At 35.7% G+C, this 17,838-nt stretch carries 12 protein-coding genes; all 12 read right to left on the bottom strand.

The genetic code is table 11. From position 1 onward, the window contains the following. Window positions 1-18 precede the first annotated feature (18 nt). The 12 genes from CDH50_RS00380 to CDH50_RS00325 all read right to left on the bottom strand — a co-directional run bounded on the left by CDH50_RS00380 (window position 19) and on the right by CDH50_RS00325 (window position 17,833). Complete coding sequence (locus tag CDH50_RS00380) at window positions 19-1,152, bottom strand: alpha/beta hydrolase-fold protein (protein WP_100609919.1); 1,134 nt, start codon at window positions 1,150-1,152, stop codon at window positions 19-21. A 19-nt stretch (window positions 1,153-1,171) separates the two neighbouring features. After that, window positions 1,172-2,320 carry an alpha/beta hydrolase-fold protein gene (locus CDH50_RS00375; protein ID WP_100609918.1) on the bottom strand — a complete coding sequence of 383 codons (1,149 nt, stop codon included), beginning with the start codon at window positions 2,318-2,320 and terminating at the stop codon, window positions 1,172-1,174. A gap of 7 nt (window positions 2,321-2,327) precedes the next feature. Next, entirely contained in the window at window positions 2,328-3,605 is a 1,278-nt protein-coding gene (locus tag CDH50_RS00370) for a glycosyl hydrolase family 8 (protein ID WP_100609917.1), read from the bottom strand. A gap of 8 nt (window positions 3,606-3,613) precedes the next feature. Further along, complete coding sequence (locus CDH50_RS00365; RefSeq protein ID WP_100609916.1) at window positions 3,614-4,690, bottom strand: esterase; 1,077 nt, start codon at window positions 4,688-4,690, stop codon at window positions 3,614-3,616. 5 nt (window positions 4,691-4,695) lie between these two features. After that, on the bottom strand, window positions 4,696-5,844 hold the full coding sequence (locus CDH50_RS00360) for an esterase (protein WP_100609915.1): 1,149 nt from the start codon (window positions 5,842-5,844) through the stop codon (window positions 4,696-4,698). Window positions 5,845-5,868: 24 nt separating this feature from the next. Further along, the gene (locus CDH50_RS00355) at window positions 5,869-6,798 is read right to left on the bottom strand and encodes an alpha/beta hydrolase (protein ID WP_100609914.1); all 930 of its coding nucleotides are present in this window, start codon (window positions 6,796-6,798) and stop codon (window positions 5,869-5,871) included. Between the two features lie 49 nt (window positions 6,799-6,847). Then, window positions 6,848-7,702: a sialate O-acetylesterase gene (locus tag CDH50_RS00350; RefSeq protein WP_100609913.1), complete on the bottom strand. Its 855-nt coding sequence runs from the start codon at window positions 7,700-7,702 to the stop codon at window positions 6,848-6,850. Between the two features lie 20 nt (window positions 7,703-7,722). Next, window positions 7,723-9,762 carry an alpha-glucuronidase gene (locus CDH50_RS00345; RefSeq protein ID WP_232731926.1) on the bottom strand — a complete coding sequence of 680 codons (2,040 nt, stop codon included), beginning with the start codon at window positions 9,760-9,762 and terminating at the stop codon, window positions 7,723-7,725. A gap of 345 nt (window positions 9,763-10,107) precedes the next feature. Beyond that, complete coding sequence (locus tag CDH50_RS00340; protein WP_100609911.1) at window positions 10,108-11,850, bottom strand: glycoside hydrolase family 43 protein; 1,743 nt, start codon at window positions 11,848-11,850, stop codon at window positions 10,108-10,110. A 29-nt stretch (window positions 11,851-11,879) separates the two neighbouring features. Further along, window positions 11,880-15,026, bottom strand: a complete 3,147-nt coding sequence (locus CDH50_RS00335; protein ID WP_100609910.1) for a glycoside hydrolase family 2 TIM barrel-domain containing protein — start codon at window positions 15,024-15,026, stop codon at window positions 11,880-11,882. A 9-nt stretch (window positions 15,027-15,035) separates the two neighbouring features. Continuing rightward, window positions 15,036-16,385: a family 43 glycosylhydrolase gene (locus CDH50_RS00330; RefSeq protein WP_100609909.1), complete on the bottom strand. Its 1,350-nt coding sequence runs from the start codon at window positions 16,383-16,385 to the stop codon at window positions 15,036-15,038. Window positions 16,386-16,477: 92 nt separating this feature from the next. Next, a complete protein-coding gene (locus tag CDH50_RS00325; protein ID WP_100609908.1) occupies window positions 16,478-17,833 on the bottom strand; it encodes a glycoside hydrolase family 43 protein in 1,356 nt (451 codons plus the stop codon). Window positions 17,834-17,838: the final 5 nt, after the last annotated feature.

Genomic DNA, 17,838 nt, shown 5'->3' with positions numbered 1-17,838 from the left:
TTAGTTTAGAAATTTTAATTAATCTTGGAAAAGCAGTTGTGCAAAGCCATATAAACTTTTTCTCCAAGTTTGGAATTCATGTGCCGTACCCGGAGCTTCATAATAAACATGTTTTACACCTGCTTTTTCTAATTCTTCATGAGTGCTTCTACCAGCACGAGCCCCTTCTTTAGAACCCATGGTTACATAAAACAACTTTACTTGTTTGGCGAATTCTTCTGGGGTTTTAAGCAATCCATTATAGCCCGTTTCAACACCCGGAAAACCAAATGGCGCACTAAAAATGCCTATTGAAGAGAATTTGTCAAGGTTAGCTTGCGAAATTTGATACGTTTGAGTGCCTCCCAAAGATAAACCAGCTATAGCGCGATTCAATCGATCGCTTTTTGTGCGGTAATTAGCATCAATATTTGGAATTAGATCTTTAATCATGATATCTTCAAAACCATCCCAGAAATTTTTATCCTGAGGTCTTTTCGGACTATTAAAAGCTTGCGCTATGCCACCATCTTCCATAACAATAATCATCGGTTTGGCTTTGCCTTCAGCAATAAGATTGTCAAGAATAAAATTGGTAAGACCTTGGTTTGCCCAAGCACGACGGTCTTCGCCCATACCATGTTGTAAGTACAAAACTGGGTAACGTTCAGTTGAATTTTTATCATATCCCGGTGGTGTGTAAACATAAGCCAAACGAGTTTCTCCAGTAGAATTGGCCAGATACCAATGGGATTCTATCTTACCATGAGGTACATTTTTAATGCTGTAAAAATCAACACCTTCTTCTGGTACTTCAATACCACTTGCCATACGACTCATACCATAGAAGGTTTCACTATATGGGTCGTTCACATTAACGCCATTGATTTTCAATGTGTAATAATGAAACCCGGGATCCAACGGTTTTGTAACGCCTGTCCAAACGCCTTTCTCGTCTTTTGTTAAAGCAATATTTCCTAAACTGACAGAAATACTATCTGCTGCAGGTGCTTCAATTCTAAAATAGGCTTTTCTTTCGTTATCAATTCTTGGATATTGTGCTCCTGCGATGTTGGTTGAGGCAGGTTTTGTGTTTGCAGGAAACGTATTTTCTTGCGCATAAGAATTTATGAGTGCAAAAAAGGATACTATAAGTAATGCTATTTTTTTCATTTAGTGTTATATTTTATTGTTATTTAAAAAGTAATTGGGCAAATTGATGTAATGATCTTCTCCAAGTCAGCCATTCGTGAGCTGTGCCAGGGGATTCATAGTAAATGTGTTTGATACCTGCTTTTTCAAATTCCTTATGAACACTGTTTACGTTTTGATACATACCAGCTGGTTCATCTGTTCCTATGCTGATGTAAACCAATTTCGCTTTTTCATTGAATGTTTTTGCATCTGCATATACACCATTATATAAATTTTGAATGGTACTGCCTGGTGCTCTCATTAAAGCCGAACCACTAAAACCACCTATATAAGCAAACTTATCAAGATTGTTCATGGTTGTATGAAATGTTTGGAATCCTCCTAGTGATAATCCAGCCATAGCTCTATGATTTCTATCTGTAATAACTTTAAAGTCTTTTTCAACCATAGGAATGATTTCATTAATAAATACCTTTTCAAGTGTTTCAAAATTAAAACCACCTCCGGGTCTTTGGCCTTCTAAAGGTTGTGCATTTGGGTCGGTTGCAGCACCTTTATCCATAACAATGATCATGGGGTCTGCTTTACCTTCAGCAATTAAATTATCTAAAATAAAATTAACGTTGCCTTGTTGTGTCCATCCTGTTTCATCTTCACCACCACCGTGTAAAAGATAAAGTACTGGATATTTTTTGTTTAAATTAGTATCATAACCAGGGGGTGTGTAAACAAAAGCCCTTCTCCAATCTTGTGTGATTTTTGAATAATAATATTTTATTCTAATATCACCGTGAGGCACATCTTTTGGAAGGTAAAAATCCACATTCTTTTCTGGAATTTCAATACCACTTGCCCAACGACTCATTCCAAAATAGGTGTTGCTATTTGGGTCGGTTGTAGCAACGCCATCGGCAATTAATGAATAATAATGAAAACCTTCAACAATTGGGTCTGTTGTTACCGTCCAAATGCCTTTATCATTTTTCACCATATCATATTTTTTACCCAAGTCTATTTGTAAGCTTTTGGCATCTGGCGCATTCACTTGAAAAATGACTCTGTTATCAGGTAGAATTTTTGGATATTCTCTTCCATCAACATTCGTTGAGGCAGGTATGCCATTATCTTGAGCATGGCTTTCAGAAAATGCAATAAAAGTTATTAGTATTAAAAGAAATTTCTTCATCAGATATTTAATTAGGTGTAATAATTTGGTAGTTGCCACTTAAATGCATCAGACTAAAAAGATATAGTATGCCATCATAATAAGGGTCGAAATAGCCATCTTCATAAGGTTCTAGTTTTGCGTTCCAAATAGCGTGAACAAAATCTAAACTGCCTTTTTCCTTATTCATAAATGCAGTTGTTGCTGCTGTTGAAACCAAACCAATGGAATGTCTTAATTTAGGAACGTCGCCTGCCTTAAGTATAAACTCTGGGGTAGTGCCATCTAAATTAAATTGGTCTTCGTAAGTATCCATGCCTTTTGATCTTAAGAAATTTTGAAAGCGTTTCGCATAGCCTTCTTGCCATGCTTTGTCCTTTCCAAACCACACATAATCCATGGCAATATTCATTGGTACGCGCCAAGAATCATAGCGAAACCCTGCTGGCATCCAACGAGTAGGGTGCGGCTCGCCGCTAAACTCGGTATAATCGGAATTCAGACCAGTGACAGGATGTGTCGCTCTGTGTAAAAACACACGGGATGTATCCGCACAGGCTTTATAAAATTCTTCGTGTCCATCTTTGGCATATACCGTCCATATTTCATAAAATGCTGGCAAATGATAGGAGGGGTCTGTCCAATTATAATTATTTCCTTCTGGAACAAATGTTATTTGTTTGTGTTCTGTATTAATTAGGTTGTAAATATTTCCCGTTCCATCTTTTTCCCACATCGAATCCAATATGAATCTGGCTTCTTTATAGTAATCAATACCTGTATTATTTCCCCATTTGTTTGAAGCGAATAATAAACTGGTGATATAATATAATTCACCATCAGACGCTGAACCTGGCGAATTTTGTTTCATCGTTGCTGGATTAAAACTCCATGCGAAATACCCTTTTCTCGGACCCGTTTGATGCTGTAAATAGGTTTTTGAAAATCTCCAAATTTTATCAAAAACTTCTTTTTTATCTAACTGAACAGCGATCATCATACCATAAGACATCCCTTCTGTTCTGGCATCTTTATTTTTGACATCAGAGACATATGCCATGGAATCGCCAACTTCAAAGTAAACCCGATTTGGGCCTTCAAAAATATCATAATAGGCTTTTGAAAGTTTTTTATCAATATCAGCTTTTTTGTAACCAGCTTCTTTGAATAAGTTTCGGTATTTCACATTTTTAAATGCTGAATTTGTATTTTGACCAGTAGCCAAATAAGAACTCAATGTTACTATTATAGCTATTAAAAAACTACTTTTTTTAATGACGTTGATGCTGTTGAATATCCGTTTCATGATTCTGATTATTTAAAAACTTGTTGTAATGAATTAGCTAAAAATAATTTACAATTCATCCAAGTGTGACCGCCAGAAACTATTATAGGCTCCACTTCAATTTTCTTTTCCTTAAACATCGCTAAGTTTCCTTTAACACTTTCATATAGAAAATCTTCTGTACCTACGCTGATGGTAAACAATTTTAATTGGTCATTTATTTTTTTTGCATCTGGATTCCAATTAGTAAAATTCTTAGCAAATTCTTCGGTGGCAGTATAAGGAGCATAAGAAAAAATATAAGAGAATTTATCGGTGTTGGTTAAACCTATATTTAATGTTTGTCCGCCACCCACAGAAAAACCAGCAACAGCTCTGTTTGCCGTATCTGTGTAAACTGGATAATTGCTTTCAATAAAAGGAATGATGTCATTTATAACATCTTTTGTAAAATCTGGCATTGGTGATGGACGCACATTTCCGTAAGGCATCACAATAATCATGGGTACTGCTTTTCCATCAGCGATTAAATTATCGGCGATTAAATTGGCTTTCCCAACTTTTGTCCACGTTTCTTCCGTGTCAGAACCACCATGAATTAAATAAAGAACGGGGTATTTTTTTCCGTCATGCATATTAAATCCGGGAGGTGTATAAACCAATAATCTTCGTGTTGTATCTAATGATTTAGAATTGTAATAACGATAACTAATTTTTCCATGAGGCACATTTCTTAAAGAATGTACTAATGGTTTATTACCTGGGACATCAACTATGCTTCTTTTAAAACGTTCGTTAGCAAAAACGTACGTATTGTTTGGGTCCGCAACTTCTACACCGTCCACTTTAAAACTGTACGGATAAATATCTGGTTTTACTTTTGGAAGCGTTGCTGTCCATACCCCTTGGTCATCTTTTTTCATGGCAAGTTGTTCTGAAAGAATTTCAGTACTTAATAAAACCTCTTTGGCATTTGGTGCATAATATCTGAAGGTGACATTGTTATTTTTATCAACATCAGGAGAACTCAATCTAGGTGCTCTTTGGGCACTAACCATTTGAATGGAGATAAAAAGGATGAAAGCTGTATATATAAATTTTTTCATGATGCTTATTGTTTAAATAGTAATTGGGCAGATTCGGTCACGTATTTTTTAACATTCATCCAAGTATGTCCACCTGCAGTAATTAAGCTTTGAAACTTAATTTTGTGTTCATCAAGATATTTAATGTACTCCATGGTTGAAGGGTACATAAAATCTGAATTACCTACACTTACCCAATTTAATTTTAGCATTTTATTGGTTTGTTCTGGATTACTACTAACGGAAATAAAATCGGTATCCATATCTTTTGGCGAAGCCGAAGCCGCATAAGAACACACCCAAGCAAACGTATTCATGTTACCATAAGCAACTCTTAAAGTTTGTCCGCCACCACGCGAAAATCCAGCAATGGCTCTACTTTCTCTGTCTTTTATAGCTCTGTAATTAGATTCCACATAAGGGATTATTTGTTTTATTAAATCGTTTTCCAATTGTTTCATTCTATCAAATGCAGCCTCAGTATCTCTTGCGGGATCATCTGGTTTAGCACCACCAGTTTGCTCAGCGATTCTCGCAGCAGTATTACCATAAGGCATCACTACAATCATAGGTTCTGCAAGTCCTTCAGCAATAAGATTATCTAAAATCCAATTGGTTCTTCCCACTTTAAAAAAAGTTTCTTCCGTATCAGTGGTTCCACTGATAAGATAGAAAACAGGATACGATTTATCTGCAGAAGCATCATAACCGGGAGGTGTGTAAACTACTAATGAACCGGTAGAACCTTCAATGGAAGGATAATATTCATAATTTACGGAGCCATGAGGCACATCCCTTAATTCATACATCCGTGGTTCATCTCCTGGAACTAATAATATACTTCCTTTAAAACGTTCATTAGGGAAATAATCCACATTGCCTGGATCCATTACGGAAGTACCATCAACCACAAAGTTATAAGGATAGATATCTGGTTGAATTGGGCCAACCGTAACGCGCCAAATACCTTGCTCGCCTTTGGTCATTTCAACCGCACTATTTAAAAATTGCCCACTAAGCATCACTTTTTGTGCATTAGGGGCTAAATATTCAAAAGTGACGGTTTTGTCTTTGTGCACTTGTGGTGAACGAACAAATGGGCCTCGTGGAGGTTGAGCTTCTAAACTTCCGTAAAGGAAAAATAGAAATACAATGCTTAATAATTGGTTTTTCATTTAGTAATTAATATTTAGTTGTTTTTATAAATCTTTTTTCATCCAATCGTTTCTTTTCATCCACTCAAATAAAGGATTCATCCAGCCTGGGTGTCTAAAAATAAATCCGTGATCACCTTTCGGATAAATATGCATTTCTGCATCTACTTTAAGATGTCTTAGTTTTTGAAAATAAACAATACTGTTATCTACATCCACCGTTTTATCATCCGCGGTATGGGTTAAATATGCGGGAGGTGTGTTTGCCTTCACTTGCATTTCATTTGAAAAAAGTTGAATATCTTCCTGACTCGGATTTTCACCTATCAAAGCATTTCTAGAACCAGAATGCGTTAATTCTTTGGTCATGCTTATGACAGGATATACTAAAATTTGAAAATCGGGACGTAAACTGGTATTGTTTGAATTTTCAATATAAGATTTTTCAAAATGAGTCGCCGCCGTTGAAGCTAAATGACCCCCAGCTGAAAAGCCCATGATGCCAATTTTATTTTTATCCAATCCCCATTTTTCAGCGTTTTCCCTCACCAGTTTGATGGCTTGCTGTGCATCTTGTAACGGGCCGATTTTCCTTTCTTGCATAATCGCATCATTAGGTAAACGGTATTTTAATACAAATACAGCAATACCTTGCTCAGCCAGAGCTTTAGCGTTTGTAACGCCTTCGCCATTGTAAACTACCACACTGTAACCACCACCTGGGACAATAATAATAGCTGTTCCTGAAACTTTATCAGGGTTGGGCTTAAAGTATTCTAGGGTAGGATTGGTGACATTTCTGTAAATACCTTCTCCAGATTCTTTGATATCTGATGTTTTGGAATTTGGAACATTAGAAGGATATAATTGAATTATTTCTTGGGCATAAGTGAATTTACAAGTGAGAAATAATAAAAAGGTAATTGCTAAAACAACCGATTGCTTAAATATGGAAATGTGAGTCGATTTTTGCATAGTGATCTTTTTTAGTTTAGTTGGTTTTTTAGTTGGTAAGTTTAAAAATCTAGTCGGTTTTGATATTATTATAACCTAATAAAGATAACATTTTTGTTGCATATCTTTTGCCAAAAGTTCTATAACCTTCAGCATTAAAATGAAGATTATCAGGACTATCGCTACAACCGCTTGAAGAAATGACATAAGAATTTGGAATGGTTTCAGGTAATGTGGCTATGATTTTGTTCATGCTGGCACAAATACCACCTTGATCTTCATGAACGGTTTCTCCAGCTAAAAGAGGAACGTCTGCTGGATTCAGATTTAAATCTTTCATCAAATTGTCATAAACAATTTTCACCTTTTTGGTCCAAAGGGTATCGTTTGTATTTGATTCTCCTTGATGCAATAGAATGCCTTTTATGACGCCGTCTTTTTGTGCCAATTTTGCCATTTCTACAAGACGTCCATAGGGATTTCCATCATATTCATTGATCATATTGGTCATCCAACCAGGTACATTGGTTATGTATTCTTGGTATGTGTCTTTGTCAAATAATTCAATTTTACAACCTCCAACAGCTACATTGATGACACCAACTTTAACATTTTCAGGCAGATTTTCTACCATGGTTCTACCAAAGTAATCGGTAGGGGTGAGTCCGGTTCTACAACGGCATAAAGGTGGAACTGCGGTGTACCATTTACCTTTTTCACGATCTAGGTTTGGGCAATCAACCGCTTCTAAAACTTGAAAACGCTCATTTACATTGACGGTATCTTGAGGTTGAATTCGGGCATTACCTTCCATGTTTGATTGTCCGAAACTTAAATAAACATGAAAGTTTGGGTCTTGTGAAAAGGAAAAATTTACAACCATTAATAAAGTTGCGACTAGTATGGTGTTTAAATTTATTTTCATAAAAGGTGTGTTTAATAAAATTATTTATAGTCTAGTGGTCTTTTCATGGTGCTTATTTTCAAATCCTCTAAATCGTGCATGGGGCGTTCTATATCATAAGGGATGGGGATGTTACTAAACTCTTGAAAATAAAGTAAGCAGGCATCTTTCCACACTTGAGCGTTTCTACTTTGGTTGCGTAGTTTGCTCTGAACTTCATCAAATCGTTTGCTATCTACATACGGTTTTGACATGTCCCATATTTTTTGGAATTCCCTAACTTTTTTTACCCCAGCATCATAACGATAGGCTAGATTATCCCATAAGGTTTTACCATTTTTCATTTTATAATCCCATGGCACATGATGGAACCATAACAATACATTTTCGGGACATGTTTCTATATTATTCAATTGTGAACGAAGCGGTTCTTCATATTGAATGGTGGCATTACTACCCGTAGGAGTTCTATCAAAACCAATTCCTAAACTATCTGCTTTGTGATAGTAAAGTGATGTCCAATCTTTTCGAGCTCTTGCTGGACCATACCAAGGGCCAGGGCCGTAATGTTCGTTAGCAGAAAAAATATGGTGCAAACCTAAAGGCATCATATAATCTACAATAGCTTCACGGCTATCCAACATCATTTGTTTTACGGGTTTAAGGAAATTATTTGACCAATCACTTTTTGAGAAATCAGCTTTATTTTCACTATTTGAAAGGTCAAAAGGTGAGAAGGTTAGCTTCACCCATTCATCTGCAATTTGCTCGCTTGACAGTTCATGGTTCCATGCCAAACGCCCAAAGGCATACCAATTGGATTGCGCAAAGGTGTGCCCCGTCCAATTGTTATCTAATCCTGTATTGGCAACCCCTGCAATGGCTGATATTTTTTGATCGAAAAGGCTACCATCAGTAGTTTTTGCTACAGTGCTGCCTTTGCCTTCTTGGTAGGTATCACTGTCTAAAAACTCTTTCCACATGGGAGCCAGATAGGCTAAATGGATGGAATGGCCTAAGTATTCTTGTGTAATCTGTAATTCGGGCATGATGGCCGTTTTTTTAAGGGCACCAAAAAGAGGACTAAATGGTTCTCTAGGTTGAAAATCAATAGGACCGTTTTTTACTTGAATAATAACATTATCCCTGAATTTACCATCAAGGTTAATAAATTCATTATAAGCCTGTTTTGCCCTGTCTTCATCATTGGCACTATAAACGAAGGCACGCCACATAACAATACCATTGAATGGCTTAAAGGCATCTGCCAACATATTAGCACCATCAGCATGTGTACGACCATAATCTTGCGGTCCTGGTTGCCCTTCACTGCTTGCTTTTACTAAAAAGCCACCGAAGTCTGGGATGAGTTTATAAATGTCTTTTACTTTGTTATTCCACCATTTTATAACGTCAGCATCCAAAGGATCTGAGGTTTTTAAACCACCAATCAATGATGGTGAAGAAAACTTAATTGAAATATAGGTTTTAACACCATAGGGACGCAACACATCGGCAATAGCTTTCACTTTTTCTAAATACCCTTGTGTTAACATCATGGGCGATGCATTTACATTGTTGAGAACGGCGCCATTAATACCCACTGAAGCATTTATTCTGGCATATTCTTTCCAAAGCTTTATATCACTTTCTGTAACGGCTAAAGAATCTTTCCCATAATGCCAAAATAAGGACTTACCAGCATATCCGCGTTCTATACTTCCATTAGGATTGTCCCAATGGTTGAGAATGCGTCTATCGTAAGATGGATTTATGGTTTCATCTTTAATAGATGTTTCTGTTTGCTGTCTTCTTAAAAGGTCGTATACGCCATATAGAATTCCTAAATCCGTATTTGCTTGTATACTGGTTGATGTTATTTTAAAACCGTCCTTATGTAAGGATTTGTCTTTTTTTATGGTTAAAGCGATGGTCGCGCCTTCAGGACCTTGCCAGCCATTTATTAATTCATTTTTTGCAATATCAATAGTAGACGATTGTTTTGAAGTTGTAACATTAACGGGTTTTGCTTTTTTATTTTGAAGCCATATATCATGACCATTTTGTGAGTGTAAAGTCAAGGACAAGATTAGAAAAAGGACTAAACTTACATGACGCTTTAAATAATTCATTTGATAGTTTTAATTTATTAAGTAATTACGATAGGTACTAACTCCGTAATCATCTTTCATTATTTAATGTCTCCATTTTAAAACCCGACTTTACTATACTAATTTTTTAGATAATGAATTTATCAGGTTTAAAGTAGGAAGATAGGTGTTGGGTTATATTAGACTCTAGATTTCTATAAAAGTCAATTCTAATTCTTAAAATTTAACAAAGAAAATTATATTGTTTAAAAAATCAACCTATTCGAGGAATTAAGAATAGGTTGATTTTAAATTATAAATATCTTGTGTTAATTTCTATTGAGGCACGGCATCATTAGTTGTAGTGGCATATAAGCCCAATAAACAACCAGTAAAACCTCCAGCTACATCGGTAGATAAAATATCTCCTGAAACTGTTCCGCCAACATTTGTGAAATCAGTTCCATTTGTGGAATAACTAAATTCATATTTATCACCATTCGCTTTTATTTGAAGTGTAATAGGGTTTTTAACATCAATTTTAGTGCTGCCAACAATAGTAGATTCTGTTTCACGACTTCTCTGTTTACGTTGGTTTTTTTGTAACAACAAGAAATAATCTTCACCTTTTTTAGTAATACCAAACACGTAGTTTGAGTTTTCATTTTGTAATGCAACAACGCCCGCCAAATCTTTTTCTGAGTTTGGTTTATATGCTAAAGTTGTTGTTAATGAAAAGGTATTATGCATTTGACGATGGAAAAGTGTAGAAGTAGGCTTCATTTCTTTGATATTGGTTTCAAACGGATTAATTTGTAAACCATTTTTTGTTTTTGATATAAATGCTTCACGTGGGCCTCTTAAACCTATCCAACGGTTATCCAATTTTTCTGAAGTAAAGTTATCTGAAAATGTAAAGTTTCCGTTAGGAAAAAAACCATCTTTACCCGTTTTGTTTTCTACACCTTTGGGCATTTTTAATTTAGGCTCTAAAGGAATCAATCCATTTTCAAAAACAGGATATTCTCCAGACCAATCTACCGGTAAAATAAAGGTTTCACGACCTGTGTTTACTCTATGCTCTTCGTTTGGACGAACCGCTAAAAACACCCCGTAATATTGATCGTTTGGCCCTTTAACTAAATCGGCGTGCCCTGCCCAATCCACTTTATTTTTACGTTCTTTAGGGAAAAATCTTTGAGTAAGTATGGGGTTGTTCGGCGCAGGAATATAAGGACCTCTAGGGCTGTCACTTTTAAATATCACTTCTGTATGATTGCCACCAGTACCACCTTCGGCACACATTAAATAGTAGCTGCCATCTTTTTTGTAAATATGTGGTGCTTCTATCCAAATTGGTTTTTTAGAAAGATCTACACCTCCATCAACTATAATCTTATCAGTTCCGGGAATTACTTTATCGTTTTCAACATCATAATCCCAAACTTTAATCACACGGTGACCATTGTAAAGTTCTTTTCCTTGATCAGGTGCATCATTATGAACGATGTAACCTTTACCATCATCATCAAAGAAAATGGAAGGATCGATACCGCCAAAACCAAGTTTAATTGGGCTTCCCCAACCTTTCATAGGGTCTTTCGTTTTTACAATAATATTGTTTAAACCGCCTGAAAAAGCCGTTACAATCATGTAGAAGGTATCGTTGTGAGGATTGTAGGTAATACCAGGGGCATAAACACCAGCGCTAATGCCTGTATCGTGTGGATTGAATTCTGCTACATTATTTAAAACACCGCCTAAGTCAGTCCAGTTAACTAAATCTTTTGAATGGAAAATAGGTACACCTGGAAACATGGCAAATGATGAACAAACCATGTAATAATCATCGCCTTTTCTTGTAATGGCAGGGTCTGGATAACATCCTTGTAAAATAGGCGTGTAAAACTCGTCTGGTTTCAAGGGATTGTCTATGTATACTTGGTCATTGCCTTGGTAAACAAAGTTTGAAAATACCGGTGGATTTTTAACTTTGCTTTTTTTAGTCTGTCCATTAACTCCGCTGAGTGAGGCCAAAGCCATGATGGATGATAGGAGTATTAATTGCGTCTTTTTCATTGTTTAATATATTTGTTAATTAATTGTGTTTATATTTTATTTATCATTTTATATTCGATGATAAAAGCATAAGTATAAGGTTTGTTACCATCATTGGTATATTTGTCTAAAGTACGGGCGCCCCAAGAATCGACTCCACCAACACCATGAATATTCAAATCAATATTCAAATTTATGAAATCGCGGTCTTTTAGTTCATAGGGGTGTTTTGCTTTTTCTAAATCTTCTTCACTGTAGGGCCAAGCTCTAAAGTTTAGTGATTGAAGACCAGAAATCTTGATGCTTTCATTTTGGTTTGAAAGCGAAAACCAACGAACATCGCCACGATTGGCGTTATCTTGCGGGTAAATATAATGGGTTATAAAGTTATTCAATTTTAACTGATTCAGTCCTATAAAACTGGCAGTTTTTCGATCGGGGTAATTTTCATAAGGACCGCGACCATACCAATTTATCTGATTGAAATTTGATGGCATTCTCATTCTCATACCAAATTTTGGCATTAATGGAATATCTTTAGAAACCGGTATATATGACGCTTCTACCTGTACTTTCCCATCTCCATTTATGGAATATATTAGCTTGTAGGACGCGCCAATTTCCGGCAACTCCATATCAAACGTTATCACAGCCAAACCCTCTTGTTGTTCAATATTAATTTTAGTCACTTTTCTGGACGCATCGGCATCTTTCCATTTTCCAAGACGTTGTTCATATCTGTTATTTATTTGATTATTATTTGGTGGTTTCCAAAAATAAGGTTCTAAGCTGCCTTTTAATAATTCGATATCATTGGTTGTCCATGAGGTTAAAGCACCATTCGATTTATCAAAATTATATTTAAAATGATTCGCCTCAACATTGACAGCGTTTGGAGTTTCTTTAATACTAATAATGCTTTCTGTGCTTATTTTTTGTAGTTCGGTAGATTTTAGAATAAACTGTTCCTTGGCAACTGTAAAACCTGGGTTGGCCCATAACGTTGCCTTTTTTAATCGGGCATAAATATTCAGGATTATTTCACTTTTGAAGGTATTTAAATCCGATTTTAAGTTAAAAGCAATATCTTCTGATTTACTAGGTAAAATAGCTTTACATGGTATTAAACCAGTTTCTATAGTTTTTCCGTCTGAAAGAAGTTCATAAACAAAATCAAAATTATCCGTAGTTGTGAAATCATAAAGATTACTTATTTTAATTTTTTGACTGTTTATGTCATCTAATTTGAAAGTAATATTCTGATAAACTTTTTGAACTTCGTAATAATGAGGATGAGGTATTCTGTCTGGGCCAATCAAGCCATTATTACAGAAAGGCCCATCATTTGGTACATCACCAAAATCACCTCCATACGCCCAAAATTCATCATCCTCTAAAGTTAATTGGGCAGGATTGTTGGGATATTTTAGCTTAGAACCATCTATTTTTTTTGCTATTCCTTGGTCAACCCAATCCCAAATGGCAGCTCCCGTCATACTTGGGTCGTCATAAAATATATCCCAATACTCTTGAAGATTGCCTCCTGAATTGCCCATGGCATGCATGTATTCGCGCATAAAGAATGGTTTGTCGCTAATCTCAATAGCTTTTTTTCTAGAATTTTCTGGGGTTAAATAACTGTCATCATAGAGTGCGGAAATATCTCTTTGTGAGTCTGAAAACACGAGTCTTGTAGGGTCTATGTCTTTTATGGCATCTGCCATCGCTATGAAGTTTTGTCCTTGGCCACCTTCATTTCCCAACGACCAAATAATAATGCTTGTATAATTTTTATCTCTTTCAACCATCGACACAGCCCTATCTACATGAGCTTTTTTCCATAAAGGGTCATCGCCAAGAATTTTATTGCCAATGCCGTATCCGTGGGATTCCTGATTGGCTTCATCCATCACATAAATCCCATATTCATCACACAATTCATAGAAAAGTAAATCATTTGGATAATGACTGGTTCTAACCATATTGATATTGGCTTGTTTCATGAGCTCAATATCTTTGATAGCGGTTTGTCTATCAACATATTTTCCCGTTCTAGGATGGTGTTCGTGTCTATTCACGCCTTTTAGTTTAATAGGCTTGCCATTCATATAAAAAATTTCACCAACAACTTCTGCTTTTCTAACACCGAATTTCCAATTAAGGGTTTCTACAATTTCCTTTTTATTGTTTACTAATTTTAAATTTAGCTTGTAAAGGTTTGGAGTTTCGGCTGACCATAAAAGGGGATTAGTTAATGCAGAATTTATTTCTACAACATTTTCTGAAAGCTTATTTAAAGCTCCCAACTTTTTGGATATTTTAATATCCACCAGATTTCCCAATGTAGAATATCCAGATATCGTTCCCTCCACAGAAAACCCGTCAAGATTTTTATCCAATTTATTATCAATATTCAACTTGATATTTACATGGGCACTATTAAAAGTTTCATTAGGTTCTACCAACACAGTAAAGTCACGAATACATGTTTTCGGACGCATTGTTAGTTCTACATCCCTGAAAATACCACTTAAACGCCACATGTCCTGATCTTCAAGATAACTGCCGTCACTTAGCCTGTAAACTTCTACCGCTAATTTGTTTTCTCCAAGCTGGATATAGTCTGTAATATCAAATTCAGCGGGCAGAAAAGAATTTTGGCTATAACCCACTTTTTCACCATTAACCCAAACATACATAGCAGAACTAACACCACCAAAATGGAGGAATACTTGTTCGTTTTTTAATTCCTTAATATCGAAATGGGTAACATAACTTCCCACAGGATTTCTACTTTTATAAAACGTGAAATTCGTTGGAGGCTCGCTAGTGACTCTTGGCTGGTCTTTTTGAAAATGATAAGGTATGTTTGAATATATGGGAGTATCATACCCTTGTAACTCCCAATTGCCTGGAACAACTATAGTATTCCAAGATTCTGTTTTATAGTCTAATGAATAAAAATGCTCTGGTCTCGATTGGGGGTCTGTTGCCCAATTAAATTTCCATATGCCATTTAAAGAAATGATAGTGGGATTATTTGTCTTTTCATTTGTAAGGAAAAGTGAAGCATGAGGTTTCTCTTTGTTTATACCAATAATTTCAGGATTTTCCCAATCATTTTGAATTTGGGAAAAAAGTTTTCCTGATAAAAAAGAAAACACAAAAAGAGCATACAGAAATAATCGCTTTGTCATTTATTTGAGTTATTCAAACTTTATCCAATCCGTTTCAATAACAGTATCGGTTTTTGATATGGCAACCAGATTTTGATTATTGGATTCAAACTTTTTTAATGAAACTTTTACTTCTTTCCAATCGCTGCTTTTTGGAATTTTTACTTCGGCAATAACAGGGCCATTTGCAGCATTGCTTCTGATTTCAAGAATGGCATCAGTTTCAGACTTCGCTTTTACAACAACAGATTTTAAACGTTTTTTACCAAAATCCACATTATCATATTGTATCCAAGCATTGGGTTGATTGAATACTGTTTTCCAGCCTTTAAAGGTGTTTAAGGTGTCAATAAAAGCAATGGATGTACCTTGCTCACTTATCGCACTATATCTATCTATTTCAATTTGTTTGGTAGCATTTGCAACACCAACGCCTCTTAAAGTAGGAATGACTTTTTGAATGGTGCCATCTGCATTAAAGTTTAAGTAATCGGCTCTGATAGATCGTGCTTTATCAAAATTTGGCGAATAATCGTTGTGATGATAAAATAAATACCATTGGTTTTTGAATTCAATGATAGATTGATGATTCGTCCAACAACCCGTTGGTGATTCATCCATAATAACACCAGTCACTTTAAAAGGCCCTAATGGATTATCTGAAATAGCATATTCCAAACGTTCAATTTTATCTTCAACATGCGGATAGGTTAGATAGTAAATACCATTTCTTTCAAAAAGATAAGGACCTTCTTTCAATCCTTTTGTTGGTAAGTCTCCAAGTGTTTTTACTTCAGAATCCAATTCAAGCATGTTATCTTTTAGTTTTGCTCCATAGATGTTTCCTTGCGACCAGTACATGTATGCTTGTCCGTCTTTATCAATAAACACATTCGGGTCGATGCCTCTCACATTCGGAATAGGCAGAGGTTCTGTAACATAAGGACCTTCGGGTTTATCGGCAATAGCAACCCCAATGGTGAAGCCTCTCACATTTGTCAGAGAGTCTTTAATGGTCGATGGAAAATAGAAATAATATTTACCATCTTTTTCAATACAATCCGGAGCCCACATACTGTAACTATCTGGTTTTACCCAAGCTACTTTGTTTTGTTCTACAATGGTACCGTGGTCCGTCCAATCGGTTAAATTTTCAGAAGAAAACACATGATAATCTTCCATGCAAAACCAATCTTTGCGTCCTTTGCCTTCGGTGGCTAAAATGTCATGCGAAGGAAATACATAAACTTTGTCACCAAAAACCCTAGCGGATGGATCGGCAGAAAACTGATCTCTAATGAGGGGATTTTGACCAAAAGAATAGCTGATTGCGAAAATCAGTAATATTCCGTTTTTTAGATGTTGATTAATAATTTTCATTTTTATTTATAATTACAAAACTTTCGTTATTAGCTGTTTTTATTCAATTGATTCATTTTGCTTGCCTTCACATATATTTTGGGGCATGTTTTTCAATTAGAAAACATCCAATAATCAAAATACATAATCTGACTAGCTGCCTTTCCTTTGAAAATAAAATATAAATCGTGAATTCCCGTTACTTTGTTAATATCAATTGTTTGTAGCGACCAGCGGTCATTACCTCCAGTCATTGGTACTTTTATCGCCCCAAGTAGCTCACCTTCTTTACTGTCCAATCTTATTTCCATAGATACATTTCCATTATGGGTTGTGCCAACTCTTGCCTTAAATTTTGAGGCTCCTTCTTTACGGAAATTTACATCTTTGACTTTGGTGTAAGCATCATTATATTTGGCCGTAATAAAATTACCAACAACATTATTTTCCATGGACTTTACGCCTTCCGACCAAGCTATAGTTTCTGCTTCATTTATAGCATAGGGATTTAACGGGCTTAAACTCTGTTTGATGCCTTCTGTCATATTCATCTGTGCGATGGTGCCGTCTTTATTAAATTTAAGTTCTTCTACACATACGGAACGGGTAAAACCACCACCTCCAGGCAATGCGCCATTGTGATAGAAAAAATAGCTTTTTCCTTTAAAATTGATAACACCAGGATGATTGGTAAATGCGTTACCTTGGGTAGGCATGACAACACCTTGGTATTTCCAAGGTCCTGTTATATTTTTACTGGTTGAATAACCGATATGTTCTGATATGGGGCCTGCGGCAAAAAACAAATAATAGAGATTATCGCGTTTATATAGCCAAGGTCCTTCTTCATAAGTCGTTGGTCTTTCTTCATTTACCTTTCCTTCACGCTTGCCAAATGCTTCTATGGTATTAGCGATTTGTTTGATGTCGCCTTCATAGGAAATCATGTTTTCATTCAATTTTATATAGTAACAAACAGGATTTCCCCAGAATAAATAGGCTTGTCCATCATCATCAATAAAAACGCTTGGATCGATATCGGCATTGCTATTGGAAATTAAAGGTTTTCCTAATGGATCAATGAATGGGCCATAAGGACTATTAGAAACAGCAACACCAATACCATTCTTTCCTTGGCGATCCGTAATGGGTACATACATATAAAATTTCCCTTTTCGCTCAATACATTGAGGAGCCCACGCATTCATTTTAGCCCAACTAAATTCTTTATAGGACAATACAGCTCCATGATCGGTCCAATTGACCATATCTTCTGTAGTATATAATCGCCAGTCATTCATAGTAAACCAAGTAGATTCATCTTCGTCGTGACTTGTGTATAAATATACCTTACCATTGTAGACCATCGGAGCTGGATCTGCTGTATAATTTGTTTGCACAATAGGATTTTGTGCAGCTACTATAAAATAACTTAAAAGAAGTTTAAGCGTAATTATTGTTTTTTTCATTACTC

Origin of the sequence: Confluentibacter lentus (genome assembly GCF_002806995.1) — a bacterium.
In the GTDB taxonomy this organism is placed as follows: Bacteria; Bacteroidota; Bacteroidia; order Flavobacteriales; family Flavobacteriaceae; genus Confluentibacter; species Confluentibacter lentus.
This window is presented reverse-complemented; position numbering and strand designations above follow the sequence as displayed.

Coding starts and splice junctions, on each gene's coding strand:
- CDH50_RS00360 (WP_100609915.1), bottom strand. CDS start 5,844: ATGAAAAACCAATTATTAAGCATTGTATTTCTATTTTTCCTTTACGGA.
- CDH50_RS00325 (WP_100609908.1), bottom strand. CDS start 17,833: ATGAAAAAAACAATAATTACGCTTAAACTTCTTTTAAGTTATTTTATA.
- CDH50_RS00340 (WP_100609911.1), bottom strand. CDS start 11,850: ATGAAAAAGACGCAATTAATACTCCTATCATCCATCATGGCTTTGGCC.
- CDH50_RS00350 (WP_100609913.1), bottom strand. CDS start 7,702: ATGAAAATAAATTTAAACACCATACTAGTCGCAACTTTATTAATGGTT.
- CDH50_RS00355 (WP_100609914.1), bottom strand. CDS start 6,798: ATGCAAAAATCGACTCACATTTCCATATTTAAGCAATCGGTTGTTTTA.
- CDH50_RS00335 (WP_100609910.1), bottom strand. CDS start 15,026: ATGACAAAGCGATTATTTCTGTATGCTCTTTTTGTGTTTTCTTTTTTA.
- CDH50_RS00370 (WP_100609917.1), bottom strand. CDS start 3,605: ATGAAACGGATATTCAACAGCATCAACGTCATTAAAAAAAGTAGTTTT.
- CDH50_RS00330 (WP_100609909.1), bottom strand. CDS start 16,385: ATGAAAATTATTAATCAACATCTAAAAAACGGAATATTACTGATTTTC.
- CDH50_RS00375 (WP_100609918.1), bottom strand. CDS start 2,320: ATGAAGAAATTTCTTTTAATACTAATAACTTTTATTGCATTTTCTGAA.
- CDH50_RS00365 (WP_100609916.1), bottom strand. CDS start 4,690: ATGAAAAAATTTATATATACAGCTTTCATCCTTTTTATCTCCATTCAA.
- CDH50_RS00380 (WP_100609919.1), bottom strand. CDS start 1,152: ATGAAAAAAATAGCATTACTTATAGTATCCTTTTTTGCACTCATAAAT.